The following is a 23,768-nucleotide window of genomic DNA, read 5'->3' as shown; positions in this document are numbered from 1 at the left end:
TCCTTCTTCGGATTTAACGTGATAGATCGACGGCTAGGTCGTAGCGGTTTACCTGGAAACCAAGGGGATTACGACGCGCAACTGATTCATCCAATGGCACGTTGATGTATCCATAGGCGATAGTGGCAATCATGTGTTGCTCGCGCTCATTTCGGCCTGTAGCAACTTCACGTTGAGTCGTACTGAATCGGACTGTAGCCGTTTGATTGGCACCCAAAGTGATCGAATGCACTTGAACATCAAGATTTGCCAACTGGCCCAATCGTTCTGTCGGTGCGTTTGGTCCAACATATCGTTTGCCATATTGCGCTTGAATTGGTGGCGAAGATAGCAATGCGCAGGTATCGAACTGTTCTTGAATCGTGTACCAGTTATACCCTTCGCAGCTACGTACATACGTATTGAGAAAATACTTGTCGACACGTTCACCGTAGGTTTCGAGTGGGTCACCCAGGCGGCTGACGTGTTCAATGGAACCCGTCGCATCGTTGACACGCACCACATACATCTCAGGAGGTTGTTTCAAAGGTGCTAGTGCTGTCACTGCCAGTACACTGGCCAGTGCCATCACGCACATAAAAAAACAAACTCGCCACGCCAGACGCCGACTGGAGACTAACTCTTTGGTTAGGTCGCGCTCCAGACCACGGTTCTTTTCAAGCTCCTGGGCGACATTAAAAGTTTCCAAGTGCTTACTCATGAACAACTCCAGATGCTTGCAATGGGGCAGTTGCGTTGACAGGAACCTGGGGTGAGTCAGCCGGTTGAGGTGCTTGGGGTGGGGTAAAGGCGCAACCAGCTAACACGATGACCAGGGCCATCGTGGTAAGAGAGACTTTCATGGGAAAACAACTCCTGGCCCACTTACGACTTAACGTAGAGGGCTGAATAAAAATTGAGAAAGATTTCAGATGGGATGTAAAGCCGACGACGGGTTATCGACCAAGAAGTTTGCGTACAAGATGACCGGCTCTTAGCGCTGTCATAGTCCCGCGCATAGCGCTACCGACGCCGAATTGAGCGCCAAAACCACCCGACAAACCTTGTGCAATGCCGGGAATCATGATCATGACAAAAATACTAGCTAAGGCAACTAGGAGTTGGGCTGTAACAAGTGGGAGTACAGAATATGTTCCATTGCCAATAAGTTGGATCATCATTTTGACATAGGCTATGTTGATTTGAATGAGAACCCCAAAGAGAAGTCCTGCCAACAGCGCCAGAAAAACAAAATTTAAAGCCTGTGCAATCCAACTATTAAACATGCCCTCTGTGCGATCGAATGCTAATGCTGAGATAAATATTGGCCCTGTGGCTACGATTAACGCCATTCCAACTTTAACGACTATCATCAAAATGGCAATCACAGCACCTACAGCCATTGCATTAACATGAATCCCAGTTTTCATTAACCACAAGACAATGTCCTCTGAGCTAGGTAGGTACCCTGTGTCTCTTTTATCAATCTCATCCGCTGCCTCTTTTGAGCTTAAGCGAAGTTGATCAATTTCAGTAGCAACAGTCGTTTTTCCAGCCACTACAGAGACCATGTCATCTGGTAGGGAAAGCATCGTATTTGCGATATTTGTTTGGTAAAACCCTCCTGCCGTTGCGACACTGGCAATTATTGCGATACGGATATACTTCCAAACTAACTCAGTAACAGTCATGTTTCCATGACCGCGCATAATAGCCATTGTGTAAAACAAAAACTGAATGGTTAAACCGATAATAATGATGGGTGCAATAGCATGGGTCAGTTGCTCAATCGGCTTAGCAACCGCAGAACTTAACACCACATCCACTTGCTTCATCAACCATTCGGCGATTCTGTCAGCATTCTCTGGTTGAGAAATTTGGGACGAATTAAAGGCCATGATCGCTCCTATTCACTGGCGGCCTGGCTCTTTCCCAACCACCCTCCATAAATCACGTCTGCTCGTTTTCGCAATAATTCACGCTCTGCTGCAAACTGTTGTTTTGCTAATTCCACCCTGGTCTGGTCAGCTTGAATGTTTGCTTGTTCAACAGCAATACGTGCTTGTAGCTCCGCAATCTCTTTGGGATTTGTCGTTTGGTTGATCTGGGCCTGCAAGCCATCAATCGTTTCAAGACGTTTTGTCATTGCGTTATAGGCTTGCTCTGACATTGCCCTCTGTGTCGCAGCTAGGCGAACACCTTTTTCACGGAGCGCTTCTGGATCTCGTGAAAAATCGACTGAGGAATTTACATCAGCGGTAATGTTGTGAACTGCTCCTGAAAGTGCTGTATTTTGCCCATCAAGCCTGTCTATGAGTGCAGCAGCATCCGATGGTAGAGACGCCCGAATTGCTTGTTGTACGGACGGATTGTTTAGAACATATCCGAAGCCGGAGGACTTGGTTAGAGCGTCTAATTGTGCCCGTGTTTGATTAAGTTGTGCTCGTGCTGTCTCCAGCTGATCAAGCAAAGCGTTTAGTTGAGGGATTGAGTTAACGTCTAGCGTGGGAATACCACCAGCTGCTTGGACTAATGGTGTGGTCAAGCATGTAGCCAGCAAAACGCTGACCACACGCGCACGAATGCGTGTCATCGCATGACTCCTAAAGTGTTTTACTTAGTGTGCTGATCTGCACGAGACGATTAGCAGCCGTGATGGCTGCTATCTAAAAGGAAGAGCTAGATCTAAATTGAAGTTAGTCAGAAGTTAGGCTTTTATATTCACTCTCACTGATTTTTTTAAAAGGTTTGTATCGTCCATCCGAGTCAGTCAAATGTTTGTTGGACTTATCGTAGGTAAGTTGCCATTTGTCTGAGATTGTCATGACGCCATTTTCCCTTGCTTTAGCTGGGAAGTTGTGTTGACGATACGTGCCAGAAATCGTGGAGATTTGTCTTACTCTTACTACTAGATTAGGCCCGTCTTCGGTCACGTGAAGCGTTGCAGGACGTTCGTTCTTTTGCTCTAACCAGTATCCTACGAAGGGAGCATTAAGATTGTCTTGACATCCTGAAAGAAAAGTTAGGCTTACAGCTCCTAATGCACTCAGGAAATGGCGTCGATTCATGGAAGGCTCCTTGTAAAGTAGGTTAGATTTGGTAATGCCAGGCCCATGATAAGCAAAAGTCGTCAAAGATGTAGCCTTTCACGCCAATTTACTAAAAGTATTATTCAACAGGTGAAATTGACGAAAGGCTAAAGATTAGGAGCTTCTTTGTCAGGATAGAACGTCGTCAATCCGTTACCAAAATCAGCTAAGCAAACAAAGTCGATGCCGTCTTGCATGGGTATAAATTCAAAATTAATAGCCCCTTTAGCTTTCGCTAAAGACTCATGTCGCACACGAGTTTTCTCCATTTCTTCAACCTGTTGCTTTAGTTTGCAAGCCTGCTCGAAAGTGTCGAACTTGCAAGGGACTCCGTTTTTCTCAACTAACGCTCTGCCATTCACATGTACTTCGTATGATTGTTCTACACCCTCGCCGTTGAGTGTGGGTACTATCTTCACCATGTTCATTCCTTGACTTTAACCGGGACAATCCCCGCGCAAGCGTCCTGTGGGCGCAAGGCACTTGCTGCTGGTGCTGTTCCATCTACAATTTTGCAAAGCTACCGCCGTTCATGTAAGTGTTTCGTATTTCATCCCTTTCAAGAGGCGTGACGATCCCCGCCCAAGCACCCTGTAGTACAGGGGCTTGGTGCAGGTGGCACGTTATTGACTGATAAGTTCGGCTTTTTTCTTGACCGCTTGCTCGTCTGCACGGGCTTGTTTGACCCGCTGGACATACAGTGGCAGCCAGTCAGTAGGATCGTCACCAACTTCGGCGATGGCCTGTCTTGCAATAACGGCCATATCTGAGCTGCCCGAGAAAACAAGCAAGGCCTCTTTGCATGAGGAAAGATCCAGTTCTGCTACAGTCACGCTTGAGCCTTGCTTAATAACGAACTGACGGCTTTTTTCACCAAGCTGCTTTACGAGCTCAAACTCCTGAGCCGTTAACCCAAAATCCTTCATGTAGGTTTCACGTTTGGCGCGTGGGTTTGGTAGAAAAATCAGGGTGCCAGACTGCTGGATAATGGAGGGGCCAATCGGGTTGTTGGCAATGGCTTCTGGTTCTTGAGTCGAGAAGCACAAGATGCCATTTTTCTTACGAATTGTGCGGCAATCGTCCTGCATATCATCTTGGAAATGTTTATCTTCCAATGGGTGCTGACATTCATCGATCAAGTTCATGATGCGTCGCCCATCATGCATAGCCTGGCTGCGGTGACGTAGGTACAAGGTCACTGCTCCACGTACGTAGTCGTCATCAAGAATTTCTGTCAGGTCAAAACCGAAAATCGGATTATGTCCGGGTGGCGCCTCCAGATTTAACCGATCCGACGGGTTATCAAATACCCATCCATATTCATTGCCTCGACACCAGGCCATCAATCGGTCTTTGACTGAAGGGCGTCCTTCTTCCCCATCAGTTTTCATAGGATTTGTCAGGTACTGGCAAAGTAGGGTAACGCCTCGATATTGCATGTCGATACTGTCACGACACATTTGTTCGATCGCATTGAAAATCTGCTTCTTATCAAAGGTCGTGACAATCTCGCCGGACAAGCCTGCCAAGTGCGTCACCAATTTACGCATAAATGCCTTGTTTCCGGGCGTGGGCTCTTGTTGGAAGGGGTTCCAGCCCGTAGGAATACCCAGACGTAGCGTGAAGTATTGCCCGCGCAACGCCAGTGTCAAAACATGCAATCCCTCGTCTTTATCGAGAATCAGGGCGGTGGCACCAAATTTTTGTGCCTGGGTTAAGAGCATTCCTTGAAGTACCGTTTTCCCGGTCCCGATGTACCCAATAATGAGGGTGTTGCCAGGCATGCGTTCGCCTGTCGAATCTACCTCTTCCAAGGAAGAGTGGTAGTTGAAGAAATAGGGATCACCCGTGACCGAACGCAACATCGTCACAGCTGGCCCCCACGGGTTTCCTGTTGCTTTGCCAGTGAGCTGATTATGAAAACTGTTGTAGCAAAGAAAATTCTCACTTGTAATCGCTTCGGGGCGAGGTCGCCAATTCCAGTTGCAAGGCAACTGCGACCAGAAACCGGCTTCGAGTGCCTTTTCAAGAGGTTTGATCGTTAGTCCTCGGTCAGCCATTTTGGCTACCATGTTGGACATCGAGCGACGAAGCCCGGCAGGTTCGTCTCCCCACACCAGTATGGTTGCGTGATGATCTCCTAATCCGAGCTCACCAGTTTCCAACTTTTCAATGAGATTCTTCAACTGCTTAAGCTGACGAGGCGCATCGTCATTGGAATCACGCATGAGCCTTGAATGTTTTTTAACCAGTTTCTTGGCTGCTGCGCCGGTGTAGCTACCCCAAGATTGAGTGATGATAAATTCGTGAGGGCTGGACAGAATGGGGTCCAGGTGTCCAGGACGTAATTGCCCTGGGCTACGAAATAATTCCAACATGCCAAATTTTCGCGTGTTCTCGAGCGTACGCAGTTCACCGAGCTCACCGTATCGTGAAAAAATGGGGCGGGCACTGGGTAGGCTATCCCACATGTAGCCATCGGTCACAGGTACCGGCAGGCGTTGACCAGTGAGTAAGAAAGCTAAAAATTCACCAGGTTCACTAAACGCAAAGCCGTTACGATCAACGATCTTTAGCAATTCGGCATCGTATCGATGAAGTCCAGCCATCACAGCACGGATGGCGCTTTGCAGGTCCTCAATTGACTCTTCTTGCCAGGCTAGCAAGCGCTGTGCATCGGCCTTCTCAAAAGAAGCGACCGTTCCCAACAATGCATCTTGAACCGGATGAATCGAGATCGTGAGAAACAGTTCATTAATCTTGAGGCCCCGTTTGTTGAACGTGGCCCGGTATTGATCATCGAACTGTTGAGCAAAGGGTTGCGGAAATGTACTGTCGGGATACTCACTCACATGACGACCAATAATGTGGGTGTACAAGCCCAATTTGCCCAGCGGTAAGCCTCGTATGACGTTATGCAAGGCTTCAACCCAGTCATATTGCTCTTCGAGGCTAGCGGCCATTGCAGAGCGGCCGCTGACTTTGATGATGGCCAGGTATTCATTGTTTTTGGCCTTGATTATTTCATCCGTAACGTGATGAGAATAGGGCACATAGTGCGAGACCGGACGCTCCTTCAAAGTCAGGGCGGCGCTCATAAGGGACTCCTTTATTGTTTACGCCAGGGACGGCGTGATGAGTAAGAAGTGGGTGCGTAGCTGGAGCCATTCCAGAATTTTTTATTGCCGTTCTTGAACCGTGTTTTCAGTTCTAACCACCAAATCTGGAAAGCTTTGTCATCCGATTTTGTGATGGCCGCGAACAGGGGTATTAGGATGAAAACAGCAACCCACATGTAAAGACCAATGAACATGGCTGAGATGGCCACACCGGCTAAAGTGCCAAGGAAAATCATGGTGGGAACACCCATGAAAGTCGCTTTGCGACTAAGCCCGTTGAAGACAGGATAGTGATAGGGCTTTAATTCAATCGTGTCGTCATCATCGTCATGATCAGTGCTTTTTGCCATGGCTACTTCCAGAACAAAACAACCATTTCGGCTACCGAACCGGCCCCAAGAACACCAATGCCCCAACGAATCGCGTCGTCTTTACGCATTACTTCTGCGGCATACAGTACCCAGATAACCAGGCCGACAACCACGCAAGCGATCGGCAAGATGATGTACAGGTTGTCTCGAAATGTTTCCAACGAGGTGCGGGCTTTGGTAAGACCGCCCACTTGAGCGTGAGCAACGCCCGTAGTGAGCATCGCCAGTACAGCCGTTTGATACAGATGGCGAACAAGACGGTGTTGTGTCACACGAGCCAGGTATTGCTTGATGAACATGCATAACTCCTGCGCCAGATGTCGATTGACACTGGCATTGATGGTTGAAAAAAGTGGGAATGGTGCTCGATTGAGCGTTGACTACAGAGCGATGAAAAAGTGGCCGAATGCTGTAGGCCGAAGTGCGGCAAACTCGGTATCCGTCAACGCGAGTGCACGCTGATATTGCTCTTGCAGGCAGTGAAGTTGAGTTGTTGGAACAAAAAGATAAGAATAGATTTCAGACATACGGGTTATCGCGGTATCTGTTGACGGAGGAGTTGGGTTAACAGCTCAACGTTCAACGCTGTTTTCCCTGCCCCCATGTGTCCAGTAAGGAGCGAGTGTCCAGAACCCAGATCACCTTTGACGTTCATTGCCGTCAACGGTCGGTGGTAAGGGTTGGAAAGATTGGGATGGGCGAAATTGATAGGCATACGTACTCCTGCCTCTGACGTCTTGCGACATAAGGCATTGCAATGGTTAAGTAGGGAAAACGAGCTCGAATGAGCTTTAGAGAAATAGTGAGATTGCTGGGGCACTTAGACTCAAAGAGGCTAGCCTCTCTGAACTCTCCACCCTCGCTGGCGGGAGCCTCGGGAGCAGACGGCTTCGGGCCGATGGCCCTCTCTGCTACTCCCGGGCGCAGCGTAGGGGCGCTACTTTCGCGTCAAGGGGCCGTGTCCTCGCCACTGCTTATAACAACGTCGCCGAAGTTGCTCAAAGTACTCGCGGTGCTTTACTAATAGCGAGAATAGTCCGTAGGCAAAGCCGTACAAGATCCCCAAGCTCACCCAATCGGCCTCAATAAGCTGGTCTAGCAAGTAATTGATATTCATATCATTAAGCGCTTTGTTGATTTCATGGCTTTTTCCTCGGCTTAGCATGAAACCAATGATGGGCAAGCCAAGAAACACGCACAGGCCTACAAAAGAGCTCCAAATTAAAGAAGTGATTGCAAAAAGGGTGCGACTGAAGCGACTTTGTTTATTGACGGGTGAAGGAGTTTTTTTAGGGATCAGTATCATAAGGTATCCTGTAGAACATTCAGATTGATCAGGCAGAGGGTTGCACCACTACCACTGGCGTGACTTCGTTTGGTTCAGATGGTGCTGAGGTACTATCCTCAGTTTTCTTGAAACCGTCGGTAACTTGGTTTCTCGCAAAACCATCCGGTTTTCCTGTTCTTTTAGTGCTGGGCTGCTGCGGTTCTGTTGTTACAACCACAGCCTCATTTTTAATGGTTTTGATTGCCGGCACTTTCACTCCAGCCTGTGCGAGGACTTTCTCGACATAACCATTGGTGAAGCCTCGCTCGAAGTTACCTGTGTTGTAGCAAGATAAGGCTGAACGCAAAGCCCGTTGTTCATAGGCTGTTTGTCGTAAGGCTCGCTGATAACAATCAGTCAGAACGGTTTGAGCAGCTTTCAGGTTCGTGCACGGGTCAAAGACGGTTTCTGTTGTCAATCCTAGCCAAGACCAGTTCCGAACATTGATTTGGCCAAGACCCGCATCAAAATCAATGCCACGGTCAATAAGATCGTTGGCGATCTGTGCTGCTTGTTCGTAGTCAGTTGGCTGTTTCTTCAGCCGTTTGCCTTTGTTGATGCCGATCGCAAAAACCTGGGCAGTTGATTCATGGCGTACCAGGGCCGATAACGTTGTTTCGTGAATGTTGGGGGCACATGTGGCGGCCAACAGCGCAAATTCTGCAAACACGGCTTTCTCTCAATGATTGTTCCCAGTACCTGCGGAGTTGTCGATCTTGTGACGAGGGTCTTCAAACGAGTAGTGCCAGTTTCTGGCCCAACTCCCGTTATGCTCTGCTTCCCATTTGGCTTGGGCTTGCTCGTATTCACGAGCGGGTACCCAATAGCCACCACTATTAGGGTTGCCGACATACTTGATCGATAAATCGTAAGTCCAGGCATGATCGTTGTAGACCACACAGTAGTAAGGTAGCTTGGTCAAGGTGACTGTCTTGACAACGGAAAGATCCCGAATGCCAGGCAGGCTTAAACTGCTCATCCCGACCATGCGGTAGCGATATACATCCTTCCCATAAGTCGCGTTAAGGTAGTCAGCATCACATTTCCCGGCTCCCCGTGAGATTGCATCCATCCGGGAGGACATACCCGGTGAATTTCCTGCAGGACACATTCCCAAGAAAGAGCGGCGGGCATCAATTGTCGCTTCCCAATCGAGCATACCTTTTGCGTATTTACGGATGTCAAAGTAATGGTTAAGGGAGGCGGCACATTCGCCCGGTTGTAGGCTGCTTGATAAACACAGCACTGCTTCGCAGGCCAAAGCAGGCATGCCGGTGAGAACCTCAGAGGAATGCGCATACGAAGATGACGCGCAGGCCAAAGCCAGCGCGCCCAATGTAATGGGGAGCCGTTTCATCGTAATTCCAAAAAAAAGACAGTCTAAGACCGGGTGACTAATAAAAAAACTGAGGACAGTTTGGAAAGATCGGGTGTCAACAGGTCATGCTTAATCGCTGCTAGCGTCAGCAACTCGGTATTGTTCGCGTGAGTTGCCAGCGCTTTCAAGGCGTGTAATCCAAAGTGGAGGGCGACCCCTTCCGGTCCAGGTGGAACCGTCTGGGTGCCGGTACTTAACAGCGCTGATAGATCGTGTTGCAGCTTGAGGACGCAAAAAAGCTTGCTTCAACTCATCAAGACTTATCTCATTGTCGTGCATGGTACGAACAATCTTACTGATGAGGTTTTTGCTTGTTTGTCGCTTTAGCTGTTCTGCCCGGCGCTTCAAGCGAGTGATCTCATTGTTGATCGCTGTAAGCGATTCAAGTTTGGTTGTCATTGTTATCTCTTGTCGGTATCTATAGTTAACGATTAAGCCATTTCCAGATAGTTGAAAAAAACTTGAAGACCAAAGCAGAAAGAACAAACCAGTGGAAAATGTATCCTCCAAACACGACAAGTTTGATTATCCAATGCTCGCCTGAGTGTGGGACTGCGTCCCATGCGGACATGAGAACTAGTGCTGACAAGATCCCAAGTAGAAATGCGCGTCGCACAGGTTTGCTCGGTTTGGCGATTTGTGACTCCATGATTAGGCCTCAATTTGTAATGGTTGATATCCAAGCATTGACATGTGTTGGTGTGCCTCTTCGACCTTCGTCATGGGCACGATCTGCCTTAGCAGTAACAGGCTTTCGATGCTCGCTTTTTGATGCTCAGCCAATACCTCGATGGCATGACGCAGAGCTACTACCTCTGTTTGAATGGAGTGTGCGTTCGTTAGTAAACGGCGGGCATATTCTGAGGGAGTAATGCCTGCCAGTGCGGCCGCTTCACTAAAATTCTGTTTTTGAGAGGGTGTGATGCGTACACGCAGTAATTCCGTCAGAGCTTCTGCCATTGATTTACCCTAGAAAGTAAAGAGCCAGAAAATCAAAGACAGTCTTAAGACACGCATGTTCTCAAGACTGGCTTTAAACTTGAAATGTTAGGGGGTTCGAATCCCCCTCTGTCCGCCAAGAATTAGATCTGAAAACCCGCCCAGCGCATCGCTCGGCGGGTTTTTTATTGTCTGTAGGGTTTGAAACGGGACCTAGTCTTGCATTCACGGGCTTGAAAGGGGTGGGGGGCGGGGCGTTGGGAGTGCCCGTCTGTCTGATGCGCTGATAAACAGGTAGCCGGAAGGGTGAAGCTGCTGCTCTTTTTGCATTTGTTTTGCTGACATAGGCAAACGGTTTTGCTCTGATTTTTTTCTGATGCTTATGGCCCGACAGGCGTGGTGGGATTGCGAGGCCCTGCAGCAAAGCGATCAGACCACGTTCAAGTCACGGGGTTTTGACGTTAATTATGTAGAAATATTATTAATTTTTTTTGCTGCTGCTTTGTGATTATTTTTGTTTTCCATTCAATGTGTTTTGTTGATGGGTTTTCACATTTTTGGATTTATAAAAGAGCTCAAAAAACGGTATAGTGTCGTCTTTGCGGATACGCCGTATCCGGTACCGCTTGATCTGTGCGATGAGCATTATTTAGCCGTCTATCTGTATGGTTTTTTTGAATTTTTAAAATTAAAAGTCTATAGACTATTCAGAGCTCTCTTCATGTTTGTCGCTTATCCTGCTTTCGGATTGTTGACTGGTACGTTTCATTTCTCACACTGATCTTGGTTTTTAAGAATTGGGGTTCAGCCCAATTAAGGACTCTACTTATGTCGCATTATTTTAAAGCTCTTGCCATCTCTAGCGTCATCGGTATGCTGGCAACCGGGGCACAGGCCGCAACGGTGAAGGAAGTGTTCAATGGGGAAATGCTGGGTACGAATCAGCGGTACTTTGAATCGATTGCCGGGATACCGCGCCAGTCTTATGGAGACTCACATGTTTTCCGCGTGCAAGGGTGCGACATCACAGCCACCATCAACAATGGTGCAGTGGCTTCATTGAGTATGGAACTGGGCGGCCAATGCCAGGCCAATTTGGGCACATTTATCGGCGATTATGCGCCGCCGGCAGGGCAGACATTAACGCCGGGAGCCTTTGAAGAGTCTTCGGGCGGAGGCCTGAGCTATCTTGCCGATTGCCTGTCTCTCTGCGGCAATGCCGCTGATCCCTCGGTCTATGCCTTGTGGGAAGGGCCCCGGGCGGCGGGGTTTATGGAAGTGATGCTGGAGGTGGTTCTGGTAGACGGTGATGCGCTGGATGCGGCCAGCCTCTGGCAAGACCATATGACTAAAGCGGCGGGAGAGGATTTTGTCATGGACACACGCTTTAATTGTGACCGGCGCTTTGATGCTGAGGCGCATCAAGCATTTAAAGACGTCAAAGTGACTGCGGTAACGATAGGCCACGGCTTGAGCACGCCTGGCTGCTAAGGTCATTGCGGCTATAAGCTGTGACTCTGGCCCTCGAAGCCGGATGGTTTCGAGGGCTTGGTTCATGACGTGAATCGCTCAGCCCCGTGTACCTTATCGTTAACAGGGCCAGGCAAGGCCGTGAAAAGCGAAATGGCGCTGTTCAGGCGGTGTCACCTTTTAAATGCTTCTTTGATTCACCCGCCTGGATAATTCCTGCGCCGTTTCCTTGCGTTCGCTGTACCTATCCACCAGATAAGCAGCGCAGTCGCGCGTCAGCAAGGTGAACTTCACCAATTCTTCCATCACATCCACCACCCGTTCATAGTAGGACGAGGGCTTCATGCGGCCTTCTTCGTCAAACTCCAAAAAGGCTTTGGCGACCGAAGACTGGTTGGGGATGGTGATCAGACGCATCCAGCGGCCCAGCACCCGCATCTGGTTCAACGCATTAAATGACTGGGAGCCACCAGATACTTGCATCAGCGCCAGTGTTTTGCCTTGAGTCGGGCGAATCGCGCCAATACTTAACGGTATCCAGTCAATTTGTGCTTTCAGGACGCTAGTCATGGCGCCGTGTCGTTCGGGCGAGGTCCAGACCATGCCTTCAGCCCACTGCACTAACTGACGCAGCTCCTGTACTTTGGGGTGGTCATCTGTCGCGCCCTCAGGCAGGGGCAGGCCCTGTGGGTCGAAAACCCTGGTTTCTGCTCCCATTGCTTCCAATAGTCGTGCGGCTTCCCAGGTCAAAAAGCGGCTGTAGGATCGTTCCCTCAAGGAACCGTACAACAGCAGGATGCGAGGTGGGTGGGTTGCACGGTCCTTGGGCAGCAGTTCTGCCAGATCCGGGACTCTGAACGCTTGTTCGTCCAGATGGGCTAAGTCAGCTTTATTCAATTCTTTGTCCGTGTTCATCAATGATGGCTTGGCCGTCCTCTTTGCGAAAGGCTCCTTGTTGTGGTCGTGGAAGTATTTCCAGTACCTGTTCCGAAGGGCGGCACAAACGTGTGCCCCGTGGTGTGACGACAATGGGCCGGTTGATCAGAATGGGATGCTCCAGCATGAAGTCAATGAGTTGTTCATCAGTCCACGTAGGATCGCCTAAATGCAGTTCTTCATAGGGCGTTCCTTTCTGTCGCAGAATCTCGCGCACGCTCAGACCGCAATCTCGAATCAGTTGAATCAGGGTATCGCGCTCGGGCGGCGTTTTCAGATACTCGATGATGGTGGGTTCTTGTCCGCTATTGCGAATCAGGGCCAGTGTATTTCTGGAAGTGCCGCAAGCGGGGTTGTGATAGATGATGATGTCTGTCATGGCGTTGTTTCGTGTGAGCGGCTCAGGCGACGAGATCGAGGCGTAGTGCCAGAGCGGCAAGGGTAATCAGCAAGACGGGGGTAGTCAGAATGACCCCTACCTTGAAGTAATAGGCCCAACTGAGGGTGGTGCCTTTACGCGCCAGCACATGCAGCCATAAGAGGGTAGCCAGACTGCCTATCGGCGTGAACTTGGGGCCCAGGTCGCTGCCGATGACGTTGGCATATATCATGGCTTCTTTGACGGCGCCTTGGGCGCTGGAGGCGTCAATGGACAGGGCGGTGACCAGTACAGTGGGCATATTGTTCATGATTGAGGACAGGACGGCGGATAGCATGCCGGTCCCCATCGCTGCGCCCCACACGCCAGCCTCAGCAAATTTGTCCAGCAATAAAGCCAGATAGTCTGTTAGCCCTGCATTGCGCAGCCCATATACCACCAGATACATGCCCAGCGAGAACACGACAATTTGCCAGGGCGCGCCCTGCAGCACTTTTTTGGTGTTGATAGTCGTGCCGCGGGCGGCAACGGCCAGCAGGATGAGCGCACCGGTGGCGGCAATTGCACTAATGGGAATACCCAAGGGCTCCAGCGCAAAAAAACCGGTCAGCAGTAAAGCCAGGATGAGCCAGCCAGCCCTGAAAGTGGCGATGTCCTTGATGGCCTGCGAGGGTTGTCGTAATTGCTCCAGGTGATAGCGGACGGGGATGTCGCGCCGGAAATACAGTATCAGGACAATCAGGCTGCTCAGCACGGACACGAGATTGACGGGCGCCATGACCCAGGCATAGTCCGTGAAGCCCAGTTTGAAGTAGTCCGCAGAGACGATGTTCACCAGGTTGGAGACAACCAGCGGCAAACTGGCGGTGTCGGCGATAAAACCCGCTGCCATGACAAATGCCAGGGTGGCAGGGGCCGAGAAGCCCAATGCCAGCAACATGGCCATGACGATAGGTGTCAGTATCAGGGCTGCCCCATCATTGGCAAACAAGGCCGAAACCGCTGCGCCCAGAATCACGATAAAGGCAAAAAGCCGGCGTCCATTGCCAGCTCCCCAGCGTGCCACGTGAAGGGCGGCCCATTCAAAAAAGCCCGCCTCATCCAGCAACAGGCTGATGATGATAATGGCCACAAAGGTGGCAGTGGCGTTCCAGACAATATTCCAGACCAGGGCCAGATCTGTCCATTGCACTACCCCGAGCAACAAGGCCGCGGCAGCCCCCAGGGAGGCGCTCCAGCCTATACCCAGGCCTTTGGGTTGCCAGATGACAAGCGTCAAGGTGGTGATGAAAATCAGTATTGCAGCAAGCATGGTGTAGCGTTCCGAGGCCGGTTTAGCATTGCCGGCACGCGTCTGGCGCGGTGCCGCAATCCTCGCCCTGACAGCAGTTCTCGGTCAGGTAGGCGAGCAAGTCGTTCATGGTGGAAAAGGTGGCGCTGTACAACAGATTGCGACCTTGACGCTCGGCGTGAATCAGTCCGGCATGGCTGAGCTCTTTCAAGTGAAAGGACAAAGCATTGGGCGCAATCCCCAATTGTTCGGCCAGGGAGCCCGGCGTCAGCCCAGATGGGCCGGTGACGACCAGGGCGCGAAACACCCGGAGGCGGGCTTCATGGGCCAGAGCGGCCAGAGAGCGGATAACGTGAGATTCTTCCATAGGGCGATAATACAATAATTCAACAATCATTGAACTAAATATTTATGTTTGTTTTTTGGAGACTTCAGACTCCAGACTACGGATGCTTTTGAGGCATGAAGACAATCGCTACGGTATTGGTCAAGCTCAGGGCCAAGACCCCAGCCAGGGCTGAGGTCAGGACAGGGAACACCTGCCAACTCGGAAGCGAGCGCAGACCGCGACCAGGAGCCGGATCAAGATTGAGGCCAAGATCTGAGCAGGGGCCGTCACCAAGGCCGAGGCCACGACCGAAGCCAAGGCCATCGCGAGCGCTCAGTTTCGGGGGGCGGGTCAAGGCAACGATAGACGCAGACACCACACTAATAGCCATAGCCATAGCCATAGCCATAGCCATGGCAACAATCGTCACAACAGCAATAGCAGCAGGGACCAGCGCCGAAGAGATACCAACGGCCAGGACAGAGACCACAGCAAGCGCAATGAGAGCAACAGCAAGGATAGCAACAAGGGCAACAGCAGCGTTCAGAACAACGATCTGTACGATCTCACCGCATGAGCGGCATGAGCGGCATGAGCGGCATGAGCGGCATGAGCGGCATGAGCAGTCGAGGGCCCAGCAACTGGGTGCATGGTGTGATTTGCCAGCCGAGCCGAGCCGAGCCGAGCAATGCTAGGCGGTCAGTTGTTCACTTAACCAGTCGGCAAACACTTCTGCGCGAGGATTCTGATCCAGAGTCTGGGGAGAGAGCAGGTAGTACGCCGAGCCGTCCGGAATAAAGCCCTGCGGGGCGATGAGCTGACCGCTTTTCAGTTCGTCTTCCACCATTAAACGCGACACCAGGGCTATGCCTTGTCCGGACATGGCGGCCTGAATGCATAAATAAAAATGTTCCAGCTCCAGCTTGTTGGCAGCGTGGAGAGATTGGCCGCTCAGCCGCTCCCAGGTGGCCCAGGCTTGAGGGCGGGAACTGCTCTGTATGAGCACCTGCTGGCCCGCCTCCTCGTTGTAGGGGTAATGGGGCTGGCAAACGGGCCCGATCGTTTCCTCGCACAACCTCAAGCCGCAGACCGAGTCCGCCCAATGAAAGTCATCACGACGGATGGCGAGATCCACGCCCATTTGAGCAAAGTTTACCGGCCCTCCCGCTGTAATCAAATGCACGGTGATGGTGGGATGCAGCGCATGGAAATTGCCCAGGCGGGGAATCAGCCACTTCATGGCGATGGTGGGCTCACAGGATACGGCCAGGGCATGCTCACGCTGAGTGTGCTGCAACTGACGGACCACATCCTCCAGACGCTCAAACATGGGGGTGGTGACGTGTAGTAGCTGGCGGCCTGCCGGTGTCAGAAATACGGCCCGATTTCGTCTTTCAAACAGTTCCACGCCTAACGATTCTTCCAACGCCCGAATCTGGCGGCTGACTGCACCATGAGTGACATGCAGCAGTTGGGCTGCCTGCACAAAACTGCCTGCCTGAGCCGCGGTGTCGAAGTAGCGGAAGGCCGTGAGGTTGGGAAGATGCATAGTCAATGAAAACTCACAGAAAAGGCGCAGAATTTATCGTTTTTAAATTAGCACCGGATTATCAATAATGAAATTCTGTGTCAGCTAGTTAAATAAAAGGTTATGGGGAGTTTATTTCATCGTTTAAAAATTCGCGCTGTTTTCATAAAGAATAACAAGAACGATGGATATTCGATGAATACATGCGTCGCCAGGAAGGATTCTCCCTGTCTGAGGCAAGCAGTTTTTGCCGATGGACAGAACGAGCTCAGCGTGGCCAACCCATTCGTAGAGTGTAGGACGAACCCCTGCTTTTGGCGGGCGGCAATCTAGCTTGTCACCCCGATTTCATCAAACTTAGGCTTGTTAGAAATGTATGAACTCTTGGCAGTTGCCACTATCACTCTTTTGGCGGTGGTCAGCCCTGGACCTGACTTTGCCCTGGTCACGCGCAATGGCTATGGTTTTGGACGCAAGATCGCCTTGATCTCGGCCCTGGGTATCGCGGTCGGTGTGCAGGTGCATGTACTCTATACCGTGTTCGGGCTGGCAATTTTGATTACGCAGTCGCCTGGTGTGTTTTGGCTGATGAAGGGGGCGGGTGCCCTGTACGTGATGTACCTGGGTTACCGGACTTTTCATAACGCCGCTGGGCTGACGGTAGGGGAGGTAACGGGAAATACGCCCAGCGCCTGGCAAGCTTTTGGTATGGGTTTCCTGACCAATGCTCTGAATCCTAAAACCATGTTGTTTGTTGTGGCCACGTTCACACAGTGTGTGCAGCCAAACGCGCCCTTGTGGCTGAATTTGGCCTATGGTTTGCTGATGTCTTTGCTCCATTGGGTCTGGTTTAGCATCGTGGCCCTGGCATTTTCAACGATGCATTTGCGTACCCTTTTGCTGGCTCGACAAGGGATCTTGGACAGAGGGATTGGGGCGGCCTTGTTTGGCTTGGGGGCCTCGCTACTGTTTGCCAACGCGGTGTCATAAAGAGGCATGCTGACGCTACGGGCGCAGGCCGGATGTCAGCATGCTTTGCCCGTCTGGTCTCCCAGACGGCGTTGTCAGTACAATTAAAAAATTAATGGGTTTTGTTTTTTATTAAAAGAAGAGTATTTAATATGGCTATTGATATTAAAAATATAAAACAATAAAAAATAAAATAATGAAAATTGGTGTAAAAATAATGGAAGGCATCCGTGCCGCGGTCCCCGCCTTACGCCTTCGCGGCACGCCTGTTCCTTAATTTGCCTTTTTGTCGGCCGCCAATTTGTCCAGTTCCTCTTGTATCAGCTTGCGAATGGCGGTTTTCAAGAGCTTGCCGGTTGCCGTGTGGGGCAGTTCGTCCACCACGATCAGATCGTCAGGAATGCTCCATTTGGAGACTTGCTCGGTATATAACTCGATCATGTCCTGCTTGGTGAAGGTGGCGTCGTCTTGCAATTGCACGACCAGGACTGGCCGTTCGCCCCAGCGCTCGTCGGGTCTGGCCACCACGGCCGCTTCCTTGATGGCCGGATGAGCCTGGGCAATGTTTTCCAGTTCGATCGAGCTGATCCATTCGCCACCGGATTTCACCACGTCCTTGCTCCGGTCCACGATCTGGATGAAGCCGTCCTGATCAATAGTGACTACATCGCCCGTATTGAACCAGCCATCTTCGGTGTGGGCAGAGGTATCCGTGCTATTGAAGTAGGCGCTGGCAATCCATGGGCCGCGCACCAGCATGGCACCGAACATCTTGCCGTCACGAGCAATAGGCTGACCATCATCGCCGTCCACGCGGAACTCGACGCCAAACAGAGGACGACCTTGTTTGGCCAGCAACTTGAGTTTCTCCTTGTCAGGCAAAGCCTCGTGTTTAGGCAACAAGGCCGCCGCCAGACCGACGGGGCTGGTTTCCGTCATACCCCAGGCGTGGCGCACTTGGACGCCCAGCTTCTGGAAGCGGCTGATCATGACCGGAGGAGCTGATGAGCCGCCGATCACCAGACGTTGCAAGCTACTGAAGGTTTTGCCATTGGCCTGCATCCAGTCCAGCAGCCCCAGCCAGACGGTGGGTACGCCGGCCGTCATGGTGACCCCTTCCTTCTCAAACAGCGTGTACAGGCTGGCGCCGTCCAGTTTCGGGCCCGGCAAGACCAGCTTGGCGCCCACCATCAAGGCGGCGTAGGGCAGACCCCAGGCATTGACGTGGAACATGGGCACGATGGGGGTGATGGTGTCGTTGGCCGACAGACACAGGGCGTCGGGCAGGCTCAGGGCAAAGGCGTGCAAGATGGTGGAGCGATGGCTGTAGAGCACCCCTTTGGGTTTGCCCGTGGTACCGGAGGTGTAGCACAGGCCCGATGCTGTATTTTCGTCGAATACGGGCCACTCGAAATGGTCGGATTCGGCCGCAATCAGGGTCTCATAGCAGCGCAGATTGGGCAGCAGGTCGGATTGGGGCATGTGTGCCTCGTCCGTCATGATGACCACGGCTTTCAGTGTGGACAACTGGGGGGCCAAGGTCTCCAGAATCGGCATAAACGTCAGGTCGGCGAACAGGACGCTATCAGCGGCATGTTCGATGATGTAGGCAATTTGATCCTGAAACAGACGTGGGTTGATGGTATGACACACCAGCCCCGACCCGGAAACACCGTAATACAGCTCCAGATGGCGATAGCCATTCCAGGCCAGGGTTGCGACACGGTCACCGTGTTTCAGTCCCATGTTCTGGAGTGCATTGGCCAGCTTCTGACTGCGTTTGGACAGGTCGCTATAGGTGTACCGGTGTACCGGGCCTTCAACGGTTTGGGAGACGATCTCTGTGTCTGCGTGATAGTTCGCTGCATGACGCAGTATGGATGACACTAACAGCGGGGTATTCATCATCATGCCAAGCATGGTTTCCATCCTCCCTGGGAGTCAATCAAACGGAATTGACAGGCCGGCCTGACAGCATGGGATGTGGGCAGCAAATGGATGAATGGTTACCACTGACTGTCATGGCCTCTTCAAGAACAGTAGCCTAAAACTCACAGATGCGTCTATGTGGTCGTTTGAGGGTGTTTGCGCCATCCCAAGGCTTGCCCAGAAGCGAGGAGATGGGGAAATTTCTAGACACAATCAACACTCTTTTGATTGAACAAAGAAGGGCGTTGAGTACAATCGGCAGCTAATTACAGCTTTTTTTAGACATAGTGTCGGATTTGCTGTCAATTTGACACGAGAGAGGCTGGGCGCAAAGAGCCCTGTGCTCGGAGCATCGTTCAATGATCGTGCTAGGTTTGCTGGGCCCATTTCGCTTTACGGTCGATCAGGTGGATCGCACCGCATCGCTGAGCTATGACAAGGTCAAACTGCTGGCGGCGGTGCTGTGCCTGGCGAACGGCAAAGTGCTGCATCGTGAGCGGCTGGCACATATGCTGTGGCCGGATCTGGCACGCGACAAGGCGCTATCACGCTTGCGTCATGCCTTGCATGTGTTGCGCAAGGCCTTGGGCGAGCAGGCTGTTTGCCTGGTCGCCCACGCCGAAGGCGCCATGGCGTTCAAGCCTGAATGTGTGCAGGTGGATGTGCTGGAATTCATGCAGGCCGATGCCGCGCAGAACGCGTGTCTGTTGCAGCGCTTGAGCCTGTATGGCGGTCGTTTTCTGGACGCGATTCCATCCCCCGATGCCGAAGCGTTCATTTCCTGGCGACGAAGCTGGGAAGATCGCCTCACCCTGGAGTTGTTCAGCGTGCGTGCCCGTCTGTTCGAGCAGGTTTTGCAGGCCCATCAGTGGGATCAGGCGCTTGCACTGGCGCAGGATTGGGTGCTGCAGGCCCCCGAGCAGGAGGTCTACCATCGCCTTTTGATCCGTGCCTTGATGCAAAGAGGAGACAGGCAGGCCGCCTTGCAAGCGTATGCCCATTGTGAGCAGGCTTTGCGTCAGTACCTGGGAGTACGCCCGGACCCTGAAACACGCCGTCTGGCTGAAGCCCAATGGCCGGTGGCCGCAAGCCATGCCCCCCCAACGTCCACCCAGAGTCATCGCACGGTTGCTACGCTGGCCTTGGCCTTGTCCTGGCTGCCTGCCGATGACTCTGAGGTGCATCTGGATGGGGAGCTGATGTCGGATCAGGCTGTGTCTTATCTGGAATCCTGGCACGAGCAATTGCTTGATATTTTGCGTGCGCACGGTGCATGGATAAGCCAGTCCAGCGGGTCTACGTTGCTGGCCCACTTTGCTTGGCCACATGCACAGTCCGAGCCGGTGAATCGGGCGGTTGAGCTGGCCTGTGTGATTCGTGCCTTGCGAACACCACCGGGGATCTGCATCGGTCAGGTCGTGCACGTCAGCTTGGCTTTAGTGGACGAACAGCAGGTCAATACACATAGTCTGTTCGGGCAACTGGTCATGCCTTTGGTGTGGAAGGCCAGGCATGGTGAGATTCTGTTGAGCGCTCAGGCTGTTGCTCGGATGGCGGATTGGCAGATCAAGCAGCATCGTGGCCCGGAGGGGGTGTGTTTCAGTTTGGGAGAGGGGAAATGGATGAATGACCCTCTTTACGGCTGCCAGCCCGAGTTCGAGCAGTTGGTGGCGCAATGGCAGCAGTGCAGCCGCCTGTCCCGCAAGGCCGCGTACCGAATTCATGGTGATCTGGGGTCGGGCAAATCCCGTTTAGCCCAAGCCTTGCACAGCTACATTGTGCGCGATGGTGGGCAGCCCTTGCTGATTGATTTTTCGCGCCAGGACGTACTGCAAGGCGTGCGCGAGATGATGCAGGCTCGTCTGGATGACGGCATTGGCACCCAGGACTTGCCGCTGGCCTTAAGTCAGTGCCTGCGCGACTGGTTTGGCCTGTCTGATCCCCATTGGGATCAGGTGCTGCAAGAGGCGCATCGTCAAAAAACGGAAGGCTTTCCAGGGGTGCCCGATCCGTGCCATTTGCTGCTAGCGGCGGTGCAGGCCTTTACCAGTCAGAGCCGGCCCGTGCTGGTGATTCTGGATCATGTGGATGCGCTGGATACCGGCTGTCAAAACAGCTTGGCGGCTATATGGAGTGCGGTTCAAAAGCAGCCGGCCGGAGTCTTGCTAGTGATCTTGTCACGTCAGAGCCTATTGGCGTTGGACTTTGCCCAGAGTATGACCTTGCGCCGCTTAACCGGGTCGGAGGTGGGCAAGGCGATCGGTTTTTATGCACGCGGCAAGCGCCTTTCCTCGGAGGCGAATGCGCAGATTCGTGCTCAGTGTTTGAGCAATCCCATGCTGATTAAAGACATGCTGCATTTACAGCGCTTTGGCATGCCGTTCAATTATGTGCCCCGTCTGGCAGACCGCTTGCTGCTGGATCTGGAGCAACTGGATGCGGATCGCCGCTGCGTGTTGTTGATGATGGTGTTGTGGGAACGCGCCACGCCTACGGGTTTGGCGCAGGCCTGTAATTTGCCTTTGAGCGTCGTAGAGCAATCCAGGATCAGCCTGTTGGACAAAGGCTTGTTGCAGCAAGACAGCGAGGGCCGAATTGTATGCGCCCCTTTGATGCGTTCCGCCTTGCGTCGTTTGATTGCTAAGGAAGAAAGCAAAGTCCTGTACGGTAAGCTTGCCCATAGCCTGATTCAAATGCAGCAGGCAGAAGAAGAAATAGCCGCTTGTCTGGTACAGGCCCAAAGCGCACAAGCGGCCATTTGGTGGCGCAAGGCCATTGATACGTCGCTGCGCAGCGGCGATAGCCTGCAGGCGGCACAACAGTTGTCGCAGGTCTTGAGCAGCTTGCAGTACATGAGCGATGTGCAGTTGCGCCGTCAGTACGAGCGCGACAGCTATGTCACCTTGGGGGCGCTGGAGATCAGTCGTGGTGGGCCTGCTGCCATACCCGTGTCGCGAGCGTACGCGCAGGCGGCCGGACGCAGCGAGGGCGGCGAGGAGGATCTGCCCGTGCTATGGGGGCAATGGGTGATGCTGCACGGCGCAGGCAGGCTGCCGGAAAGTCTGGCTCACGCCAAGCAGTTGCAGGAACACTCCCGGCGTCAGGGCCATAGCGCCTGGTATGGTTGGGGCCTGTACGCCGAAGCGCAATACCTGTTCTGGAAAGGCCGTGTGCAACCAGCCGAGCTGGCCCTGGACGAGGCGCTGCGTGCGCTGGCTTACGAACAGCCCGTTCCGGCCATGGATACGGCCCTGGGTCATCATTGTCCGGCTTTGGTGCATAGCCTGTTGGGCTTGACTCAGGTGTTGCAGGGGCGCTTTGAGCAGGGTGTGGCCAGTGCCCGCCATGCCCAGTTTCTGGCCAGTCAAAGTCAGTCGCGCATTTCGGCGGTAATTGCTGAAATTCAGATGCTGCGCATTCTGTATTTGCAAGGTGATCTGGAGGTGCTGACGGAACGTAGTCAGGCTTTGCTGTCCACGTTGCAGCCTGTCTTGCCGGACAGTGTCTGGTGTGCGGTTGCCGAGACCTATGTGCTGTATTGCCGCCTGGTCAAAGGTGAGGAGACTAGGTCTGAGCTGGCCCGTTTGCTTGGTTTGCTGCCTGAGTTTGCGCGCAGCATGCCGTTGGCGACGGATGCTTTTCTGTGTATTTTGGCCCGCTGCCATCTGGCCCAAGGGGAAATTGAACGTGCCAGCCAAGCCCTGGATCAAGTCTGCCAGATAGGGCAGGAGCGGGCTTCTACCCTGTATCTGCCAGAGCTTGACTGCTTGAGGGGGGATCTGGCCTGGGTCAGTGCGGATAGAGACCAGGCGCAGGTTTGCTGGGCTCAGGCCCAGCAAGAAGTCTTGCGCAGCGGCCTGTACGCCTATGAAGGTTGGCTCAGGCAACGACGCGAGCACCTCCCCGATCTGGCGGAACGTCGTGTGTGGGTTCAGCGCCACCCCGGTTAGAACTGGACGTTGATACCCGCAAAAATTTGCCACACTGGTGCGCCTGCGCCTTTCTTATCGACAGAGTATTGCGGTTCGATAAAGGCGTTGATCACGCTCTTGCCAGGTTTGAATACTTTGCCCAGACCCAGGCCCACGGGAATGTGATGGGTATGGTTTTGCAGGTCAAAGGTCCACACCCCGCTCGAGCGCAAGTAAAAACCATTAGGCAGGTTATAGAACAGGGCGGGCTGGAAGGTGGCCGTCTTGACCCTCTCGCGGTCCGAGTCTCCGGCAAAGGATTGCTGAAAAGTCAGCAGTCCGCCTGCCAGCCCCCAGTCCCTGCTGGCAACCAAGGCTGCGGCACTGCCAATTTGCCATTTGCCTTGTCCCAGCCAATCGTTCGACGCCGTAGGCATCACCAGCAAGGGGCCGATGCCATAGGAAAAACTACCAGCGTTTTTCATGAATACATCCATGAACGTGATGTCGCCCAAGCCAGATTTGCTGCCCAGACGATCGTGGTGCAAGGCCACAATCGGTACATTCAAACGCCACAGCTGCGGCAGACCAAAGGTCTTGTTGGGCAGGACGGCACGCAGCACGGTCTGATTTGCCCACGCATTCTCGAGCTTGTACAGCTCGGGTACGTAGTAGTCGTGCAAGCTGACCATGGGCCGGGGGCTTAACGGGTTATTGGCGTCGTTCTGGGACTGGGCCAGGGCCCCCGAGCTGATCAGGCTGGTGGCCAACAGGCCAAATATTGTCTTTTGCATATGCATACCTCCTCGAAAAACTGAAGGTAGG

Annotated in this window: 23 protein-coding genes; 3 read left to right on the top strand and 20 right to left on the bottom strand. The window is 52.6% G+C overall.

Annotation, left to right across the window (positions count from 1 at the left end; translation table 11 throughout):
- Positions 1–13: 13 nt before the first annotated feature.
- The 13 genes from V6936_RS15610 to V6936_RS15550 all read right to left on the bottom strand — a co-directional run bounded on the left by V6936_RS15610 (position 14) and on the right by V6936_RS15550 (position 10,223).
- Positions 14–700 carry a virB8 family protein gene (locus tag V6936_RS15610; protein ID WP_336580082.1) on the bottom strand — a complete coding sequence of 229 codons (687 nt, stop codon included), beginning with the start codon at positions 698–700 and terminating at the stop codon, positions 14–16.
- Between the two features lie 235 nt (positions 701–935).
- The gene (locus tag V6936_RS15605; RefSeq protein ID WP_336580081.1) at positions 936–1,877 is read right to left on the bottom strand and encodes a type IV secretion system protein; all 942 of its coding nucleotides are present in this window, start codon (positions 1,875–1,877) and stop codon (positions 936–938) included.
- 8 nt (positions 1,878–1,885) lie between these two features.
- Positions 1,886–2,572: a type IV secretion system protein gene (locus tag V6936_RS15600; RefSeq protein ID WP_336580080.1), complete on the bottom strand. Its 687-nt coding sequence runs from the start codon at positions 2,570–2,572 to the stop codon at positions 1,886–1,888.
- Between the two features lie 103 nt (positions 2,573–2,675).
- Positions 2,676–3,047, bottom strand: coding sequence for a hypothetical protein (locus V6936_RS15595; protein ID WP_336580079.1), 372 nt, complete (start codon positions 3,045–3,047; stop codon positions 2,676–2,678).
- Between the two features lie 128 nt (positions 3,048–3,175).
- Positions 3,176–3,490: a hypothetical protein gene (locus V6936_RS15590; RefSeq protein ID WP_336580078.1), complete on the bottom strand. Its 315-nt coding sequence runs from the start codon at positions 3,488–3,490 to the stop codon at positions 3,176–3,178.
- A gap of 201 nt (positions 3,491–3,691) precedes the next feature.
- Complete coding sequence (locus tag V6936_RS15585; protein WP_336580077.1) at positions 3,692–6,166, bottom strand: TraG/VirB4 family ATPase; 2,475 nt, start codon at positions 6,164–6,166, stop codon at positions 3,692–3,694.
- Between the two features lie 11 nt (positions 6,167–6,177).
- Positions 6,178–6,537 (bottom strand): type IV secretion system protein VirB3, encoded by a 360-nt coding sequence (locus V6936_RS15580; protein ID WP_336580076.1) that lies wholly within the window; start codon positions 6,535–6,537, stop codon positions 6,178–6,180.
- Positions 6,538–6,539: 2 nt separating this feature from the next.
- The gene (locus V6936_RS15575; protein ID WP_336580075.1) at positions 6,540–6,857 is read right to left on the bottom strand and encodes a conjugal transfer protein; all 318 of its coding nucleotides are present in this window, start codon (positions 6,855–6,857) and stop codon (positions 6,540–6,542) included.
- Between the two features lie 638 nt (positions 6,858–7,495).
- Positions 7,496–7,864, bottom strand: coding sequence for a hypothetical protein (locus V6936_RS15570; RefSeq protein ID WP_336580073.1), 369 nt, complete (start codon positions 7,862–7,864; stop codon positions 7,496–7,498).
- Between the two features lie 28 nt (positions 7,865–7,892).
- The gene (locus V6936_RS15565) at positions 7,893–8,555 is read right to left on the bottom strand and encodes a lytic transglycosylase domain-containing protein (RefSeq protein ID WP_336580072.1); all 663 of its coding nucleotides are present in this window, start codon (positions 8,553–8,555) and stop codon (positions 7,893–7,895) included.
- Between the two features lie 9 nt (positions 8,556–8,564).
- A complete protein-coding gene (locus V6936_RS15560; RefSeq protein ID WP_336580071.1) occupies positions 8,565–9,242 on the bottom strand; it encodes a TrbM/KikA/MpfK family conjugal transfer protein in 678 nt (225 codons plus the stop codon).
- A 90-nt stretch (positions 9,243–9,332) separates the two neighbouring features.
- Positions 9,333–9,662 (bottom strand): H-NS histone family protein, encoded by a 330-nt coding sequence (locus V6936_RS15555; protein WP_336580070.1) that lies wholly within the window; start codon positions 9,660–9,662, stop codon positions 9,333–9,335.
- 252 nt (positions 9,663–9,914) lie between these two features.
- Positions 9,915–10,223, bottom strand: coding sequence for a plasmid mobilization protein (locus V6936_RS15550; protein WP_336580069.1), 309 nt, complete (start codon positions 10,221–10,223; stop codon positions 9,915–9,917).
- An 807-nt stretch (positions 10,224–11,030) separates the two neighbouring features.
- On the opposite strand from V6936_RS15550, the gene V6936_RS15545 reads away from it, so the two are divergent.
- Positions 11,031–11,693 carry a hypothetical protein gene (locus V6936_RS15545; protein ID WP_003801808.1) on the top strand — a complete coding sequence of 221 codons (663 nt, stop codon included), beginning with the start codon at positions 11,031–11,033 and terminating at the stop codon, positions 11,691–11,693.
- Positions 11,694–11,852: 159 nt separating this feature from the next.
- Here the strand turns inward: V6936_RS15545 and arsH are convergent, their stop codons facing one another.
- From arsH to V6936_RS15520, 5 genes are all read right to left on the bottom strand, one after another.
- Positions 11,853–12,587 (bottom strand): arsenical resistance protein ArsH, encoded by a 735-nt coding sequence (arsH, locus tag V6936_RS15540; protein ID WP_059318268.1) that lies wholly within the window; start codon positions 12,585–12,587, stop codon positions 11,853–11,855.
- Complete coding sequence (gene arsC / locus V6936_RS15535) at positions 12,562–12,987, bottom strand: arsenate reductase (glutaredoxin) (RefSeq protein WP_003801804.1); 426 nt, start codon at positions 12,985–12,987, stop codon at positions 12,562–12,564. The genes arsH and arsC overlap by 26 nt, the downstream gene beginning before the upstream one ends.
- 22 nt (positions 12,988–13,009) lie before the next feature.
- Complete coding sequence (locus V6936_RS15530) at positions 13,010–14,299, bottom strand: arsenic transporter (protein ID WP_336580068.1); 1,290 nt, start codon at positions 14,297–14,299, stop codon at positions 13,010–13,012.
- Between the two features lie 22 nt (positions 14,300–14,321).
- Positions 14,322–14,645, bottom strand: a complete 324-nt coding sequence (locus V6936_RS15525; RefSeq protein ID WP_336580067.1) for an ArsR/SmtB family transcription factor — start codon at positions 14,643–14,645, stop codon at positions 14,322–14,324.
- A gap of 652 nt (positions 14,646–15,297) precedes the next feature.
- A complete protein-coding gene (locus tag V6936_RS15520) occupies positions 15,298–16,155 on the bottom strand; it encodes a LysR substrate-binding domain-containing protein (RefSeq protein WP_059318270.1) in 858 nt (285 codons plus the stop codon).
- 351 nt (positions 16,156–16,506) lie between these two features.
- On the opposite strand from V6936_RS15520, the gene V6936_RS15515 reads away from it, so the two are divergent.
- Positions 16,507–17,124 carry a LysE family translocator gene (locus tag V6936_RS15515; RefSeq protein ID WP_003801794.1) on the top strand — a complete coding sequence of 206 codons (618 nt, stop codon included), beginning with the start codon at positions 16,507–16,509 and terminating at the stop codon, positions 17,122–17,124.
- A gap of 252 nt (positions 17,125–17,376) precedes the next feature.
- Here V6936_RS15515 and V6936_RS15510 read toward each other — a convergent pair whose 3' ends face one another.
- Positions 17,377–19,023: a 3-(methylthio)propionyl-CoA ligase gene (locus V6936_RS15510; RefSeq protein WP_003801793.1), complete on the bottom strand. Its 1,647-nt coding sequence runs from the start codon at positions 19,021–19,023 to the stop codon at positions 17,377–17,379.
- A gap of 368 nt (positions 19,024–19,391) precedes the next feature.
- Between V6936_RS15510 and V6936_RS15505 the strand changes: the two genes are divergently transcribed.
- Positions 19,392–22,982 carry a BTAD domain-containing putative transcriptional regulator gene (locus tag V6936_RS15505; protein ID WP_336580066.1) on the top strand — a complete coding sequence of 1,197 codons (3,591 nt, stop codon included), beginning with the start codon at positions 19,392–19,394 and terminating at the stop codon, positions 22,980–22,982.
- Here V6936_RS15505 and V6936_RS15500 read toward each other — a convergent pair.
- On the bottom strand, positions 22,979–23,737 hold the full coding sequence (locus V6936_RS15500) for a hypothetical protein (protein ID WP_003801789.1): 759 nt from the start codon (positions 23,735–23,737) through the stop codon (positions 22,979–22,981). The genes V6936_RS15505 and V6936_RS15500 overlap by 4 nt on opposite strands.
- Between the last annotated feature and the right edge of the window lie 31 nt (positions 23,738–23,768).

Source organism: Alcaligenes sp. CHO6 (assembly GCF_037120595.1).
Classification (GTDB): Bacteria; Pseudomonadota; Gammaproteobacteria; order Burkholderiales; family Burkholderiaceae_B; genus Alcaligenes; species Alcaligenes ammonioxydans.
This window is presented reverse-complemented; position numbering and strand designations above follow the sequence as displayed.

What these genes read in the sequence shown, in the direction of transcription:
- V6936_RS15610 (WP_336580082.1), bottom strand. Translation starts at nt 700, where the DNA reads ATGAGTAAGCACTTGGAAACTTTTAATGTCGCCCAGGAGCTTGAAAAG.
- V6936_RS15605 (WP_336580081.1), bottom strand. Translation starts at nt 1,877, where the DNA reads ATGGCCTTTAATTCGTCCCAAATTTCTCAACCAGAGAATGCTGACAGA.
- V6936_RS15600 (WP_336580080.1), bottom strand. Translation starts at nt 2,572, where the DNA reads ATGACACGCATTCGTGCGCGTGTGGTCAGCGTTTTGCTGGCTACATGC.
- V6936_RS15595 (WP_336580079.1), bottom strand. Translation starts at nt 3,047, where the DNA reads ATGAATCGACGCCATTTCCTGAGTGCATTAGGAGCTGTAAGCCTAACT.
- V6936_RS15590 (WP_336580078.1), bottom strand. Translation starts at nt 3,490, where the DNA reads ATGGTGAAGATAGTACCCACACTCAACGGCGAGGGTGTAGAACAATCA.
- V6936_RS15585 (WP_336580077.1), bottom strand. Translation starts at nt 6,166, where the DNA reads ATGAGCGCCGCCCTGACTTTGAAGGAGCGTCCGGTCTCGCACTATGTG.
- V6936_RS15580 (WP_336580076.1), bottom strand. Translation starts at nt 6,537, where the DNA reads ATGGCAAAAAGCACTGATCATGACGATGATGACGACACGATTGAATTA.
- V6936_RS15575 (WP_336580075.1), bottom strand. Translation starts at nt 6,857, where the DNA reads ATGTTCATCAAGCAATACCTGGCTCGTGTGACACAACACCGTCTTGTT.
- V6936_RS15570 (WP_336580073.1), bottom strand. Translation starts at nt 7,864, where the DNA reads ATGATACTGATCCCTAAAAAAACTCCTTCACCCGTCAATAAACAAAGT.
- V6936_RS15560 (WP_336580071.1), bottom strand. Translation starts at nt 9,242, where the DNA reads ATGAAACGGCTCCCCATTACATTGGGCGCGCTGGCTTTGGCCTGCGCG.
- V6936_RS15555 (WP_336580070.1), bottom strand. Translation starts at nt 9,662, where the DNA reads ATGACAACCAAACTTGAATCGCTTACAGCGATCAACAATGAGATCACT.
- V6936_RS15550 (WP_336580069.1), bottom strand. Translation starts at nt 10,223, where the DNA reads ATGGCAGAAGCTCTGACGGAATTACTGCGTGTACGCATCACACCCTCT.
- V6936_RS15545 (WP_003801808.1), top strand. Translation starts at nt 11,031, where the DNA reads ATGTCGCATTATTTTAAAGCTCTTGCCATCTCTAGCGTCATCGGTATG.
- arsH (WP_059318268.1), bottom strand. Translation starts at nt 12,587, where the DNA reads ATGAACACGGACAAAGAATTGAATAAAGCTGACTTAGCCCATCTGGAC.
- arsC (WP_003801804.1), bottom strand. Translation starts at nt 12,987, where the DNA reads ATGACAGACATCATCATCTATCACAACCCCGCTTGCGGCACTTCCAGA.
- V6936_RS15530 (WP_336580068.1), bottom strand. Translation starts at nt 14,299, where the DNA reads ATGCTTGCTGCAATACTGATTTTCATCACCACCTTGACGCTTGTCATC.
- V6936_RS15525 (WP_336580067.1), bottom strand. Translation starts at nt 14,645, where the DNA reads ATGGAAGAATCTCACGTTATCCGCTCTCTGGCCGCTCTGGCCCATGAA.
- V6936_RS15520 (WP_059318270.1), bottom strand. Translation starts at nt 16,155, where the DNA reads ATGCATCTTCCCAACCTCACGGCCTTCCGCTACTTCGACACCGCGGCT.
- V6936_RS15515 (WP_003801794.1), top strand. Translation starts at nt 16,507, where the DNA reads ATGTATGAACTCTTGGCAGTTGCCACTATCACTCTTTTGGCGGTGGTC.
- V6936_RS15510 (WP_003801793.1), bottom strand. Translation starts at nt 19,023, where the DNA reads ATGCTTGGCATGATGATGAATACCCCGCTGTTAGTGTCATCCATACTG.
- V6936_RS15505 (WP_336580066.1), top strand. Translation starts at nt 19,392, where the DNA reads ATGATCGTGCTAGGTTTGCTGGGCCCATTTCGCTTTACGGTCGATCAG.
- V6936_RS15500 (WP_003801789.1), bottom strand. Translation starts at nt 23,737, where the DNA reads ATGCAAAAGACAATATTTGGCCTGTTGGCCACCAGCCTGATCAGCTCG.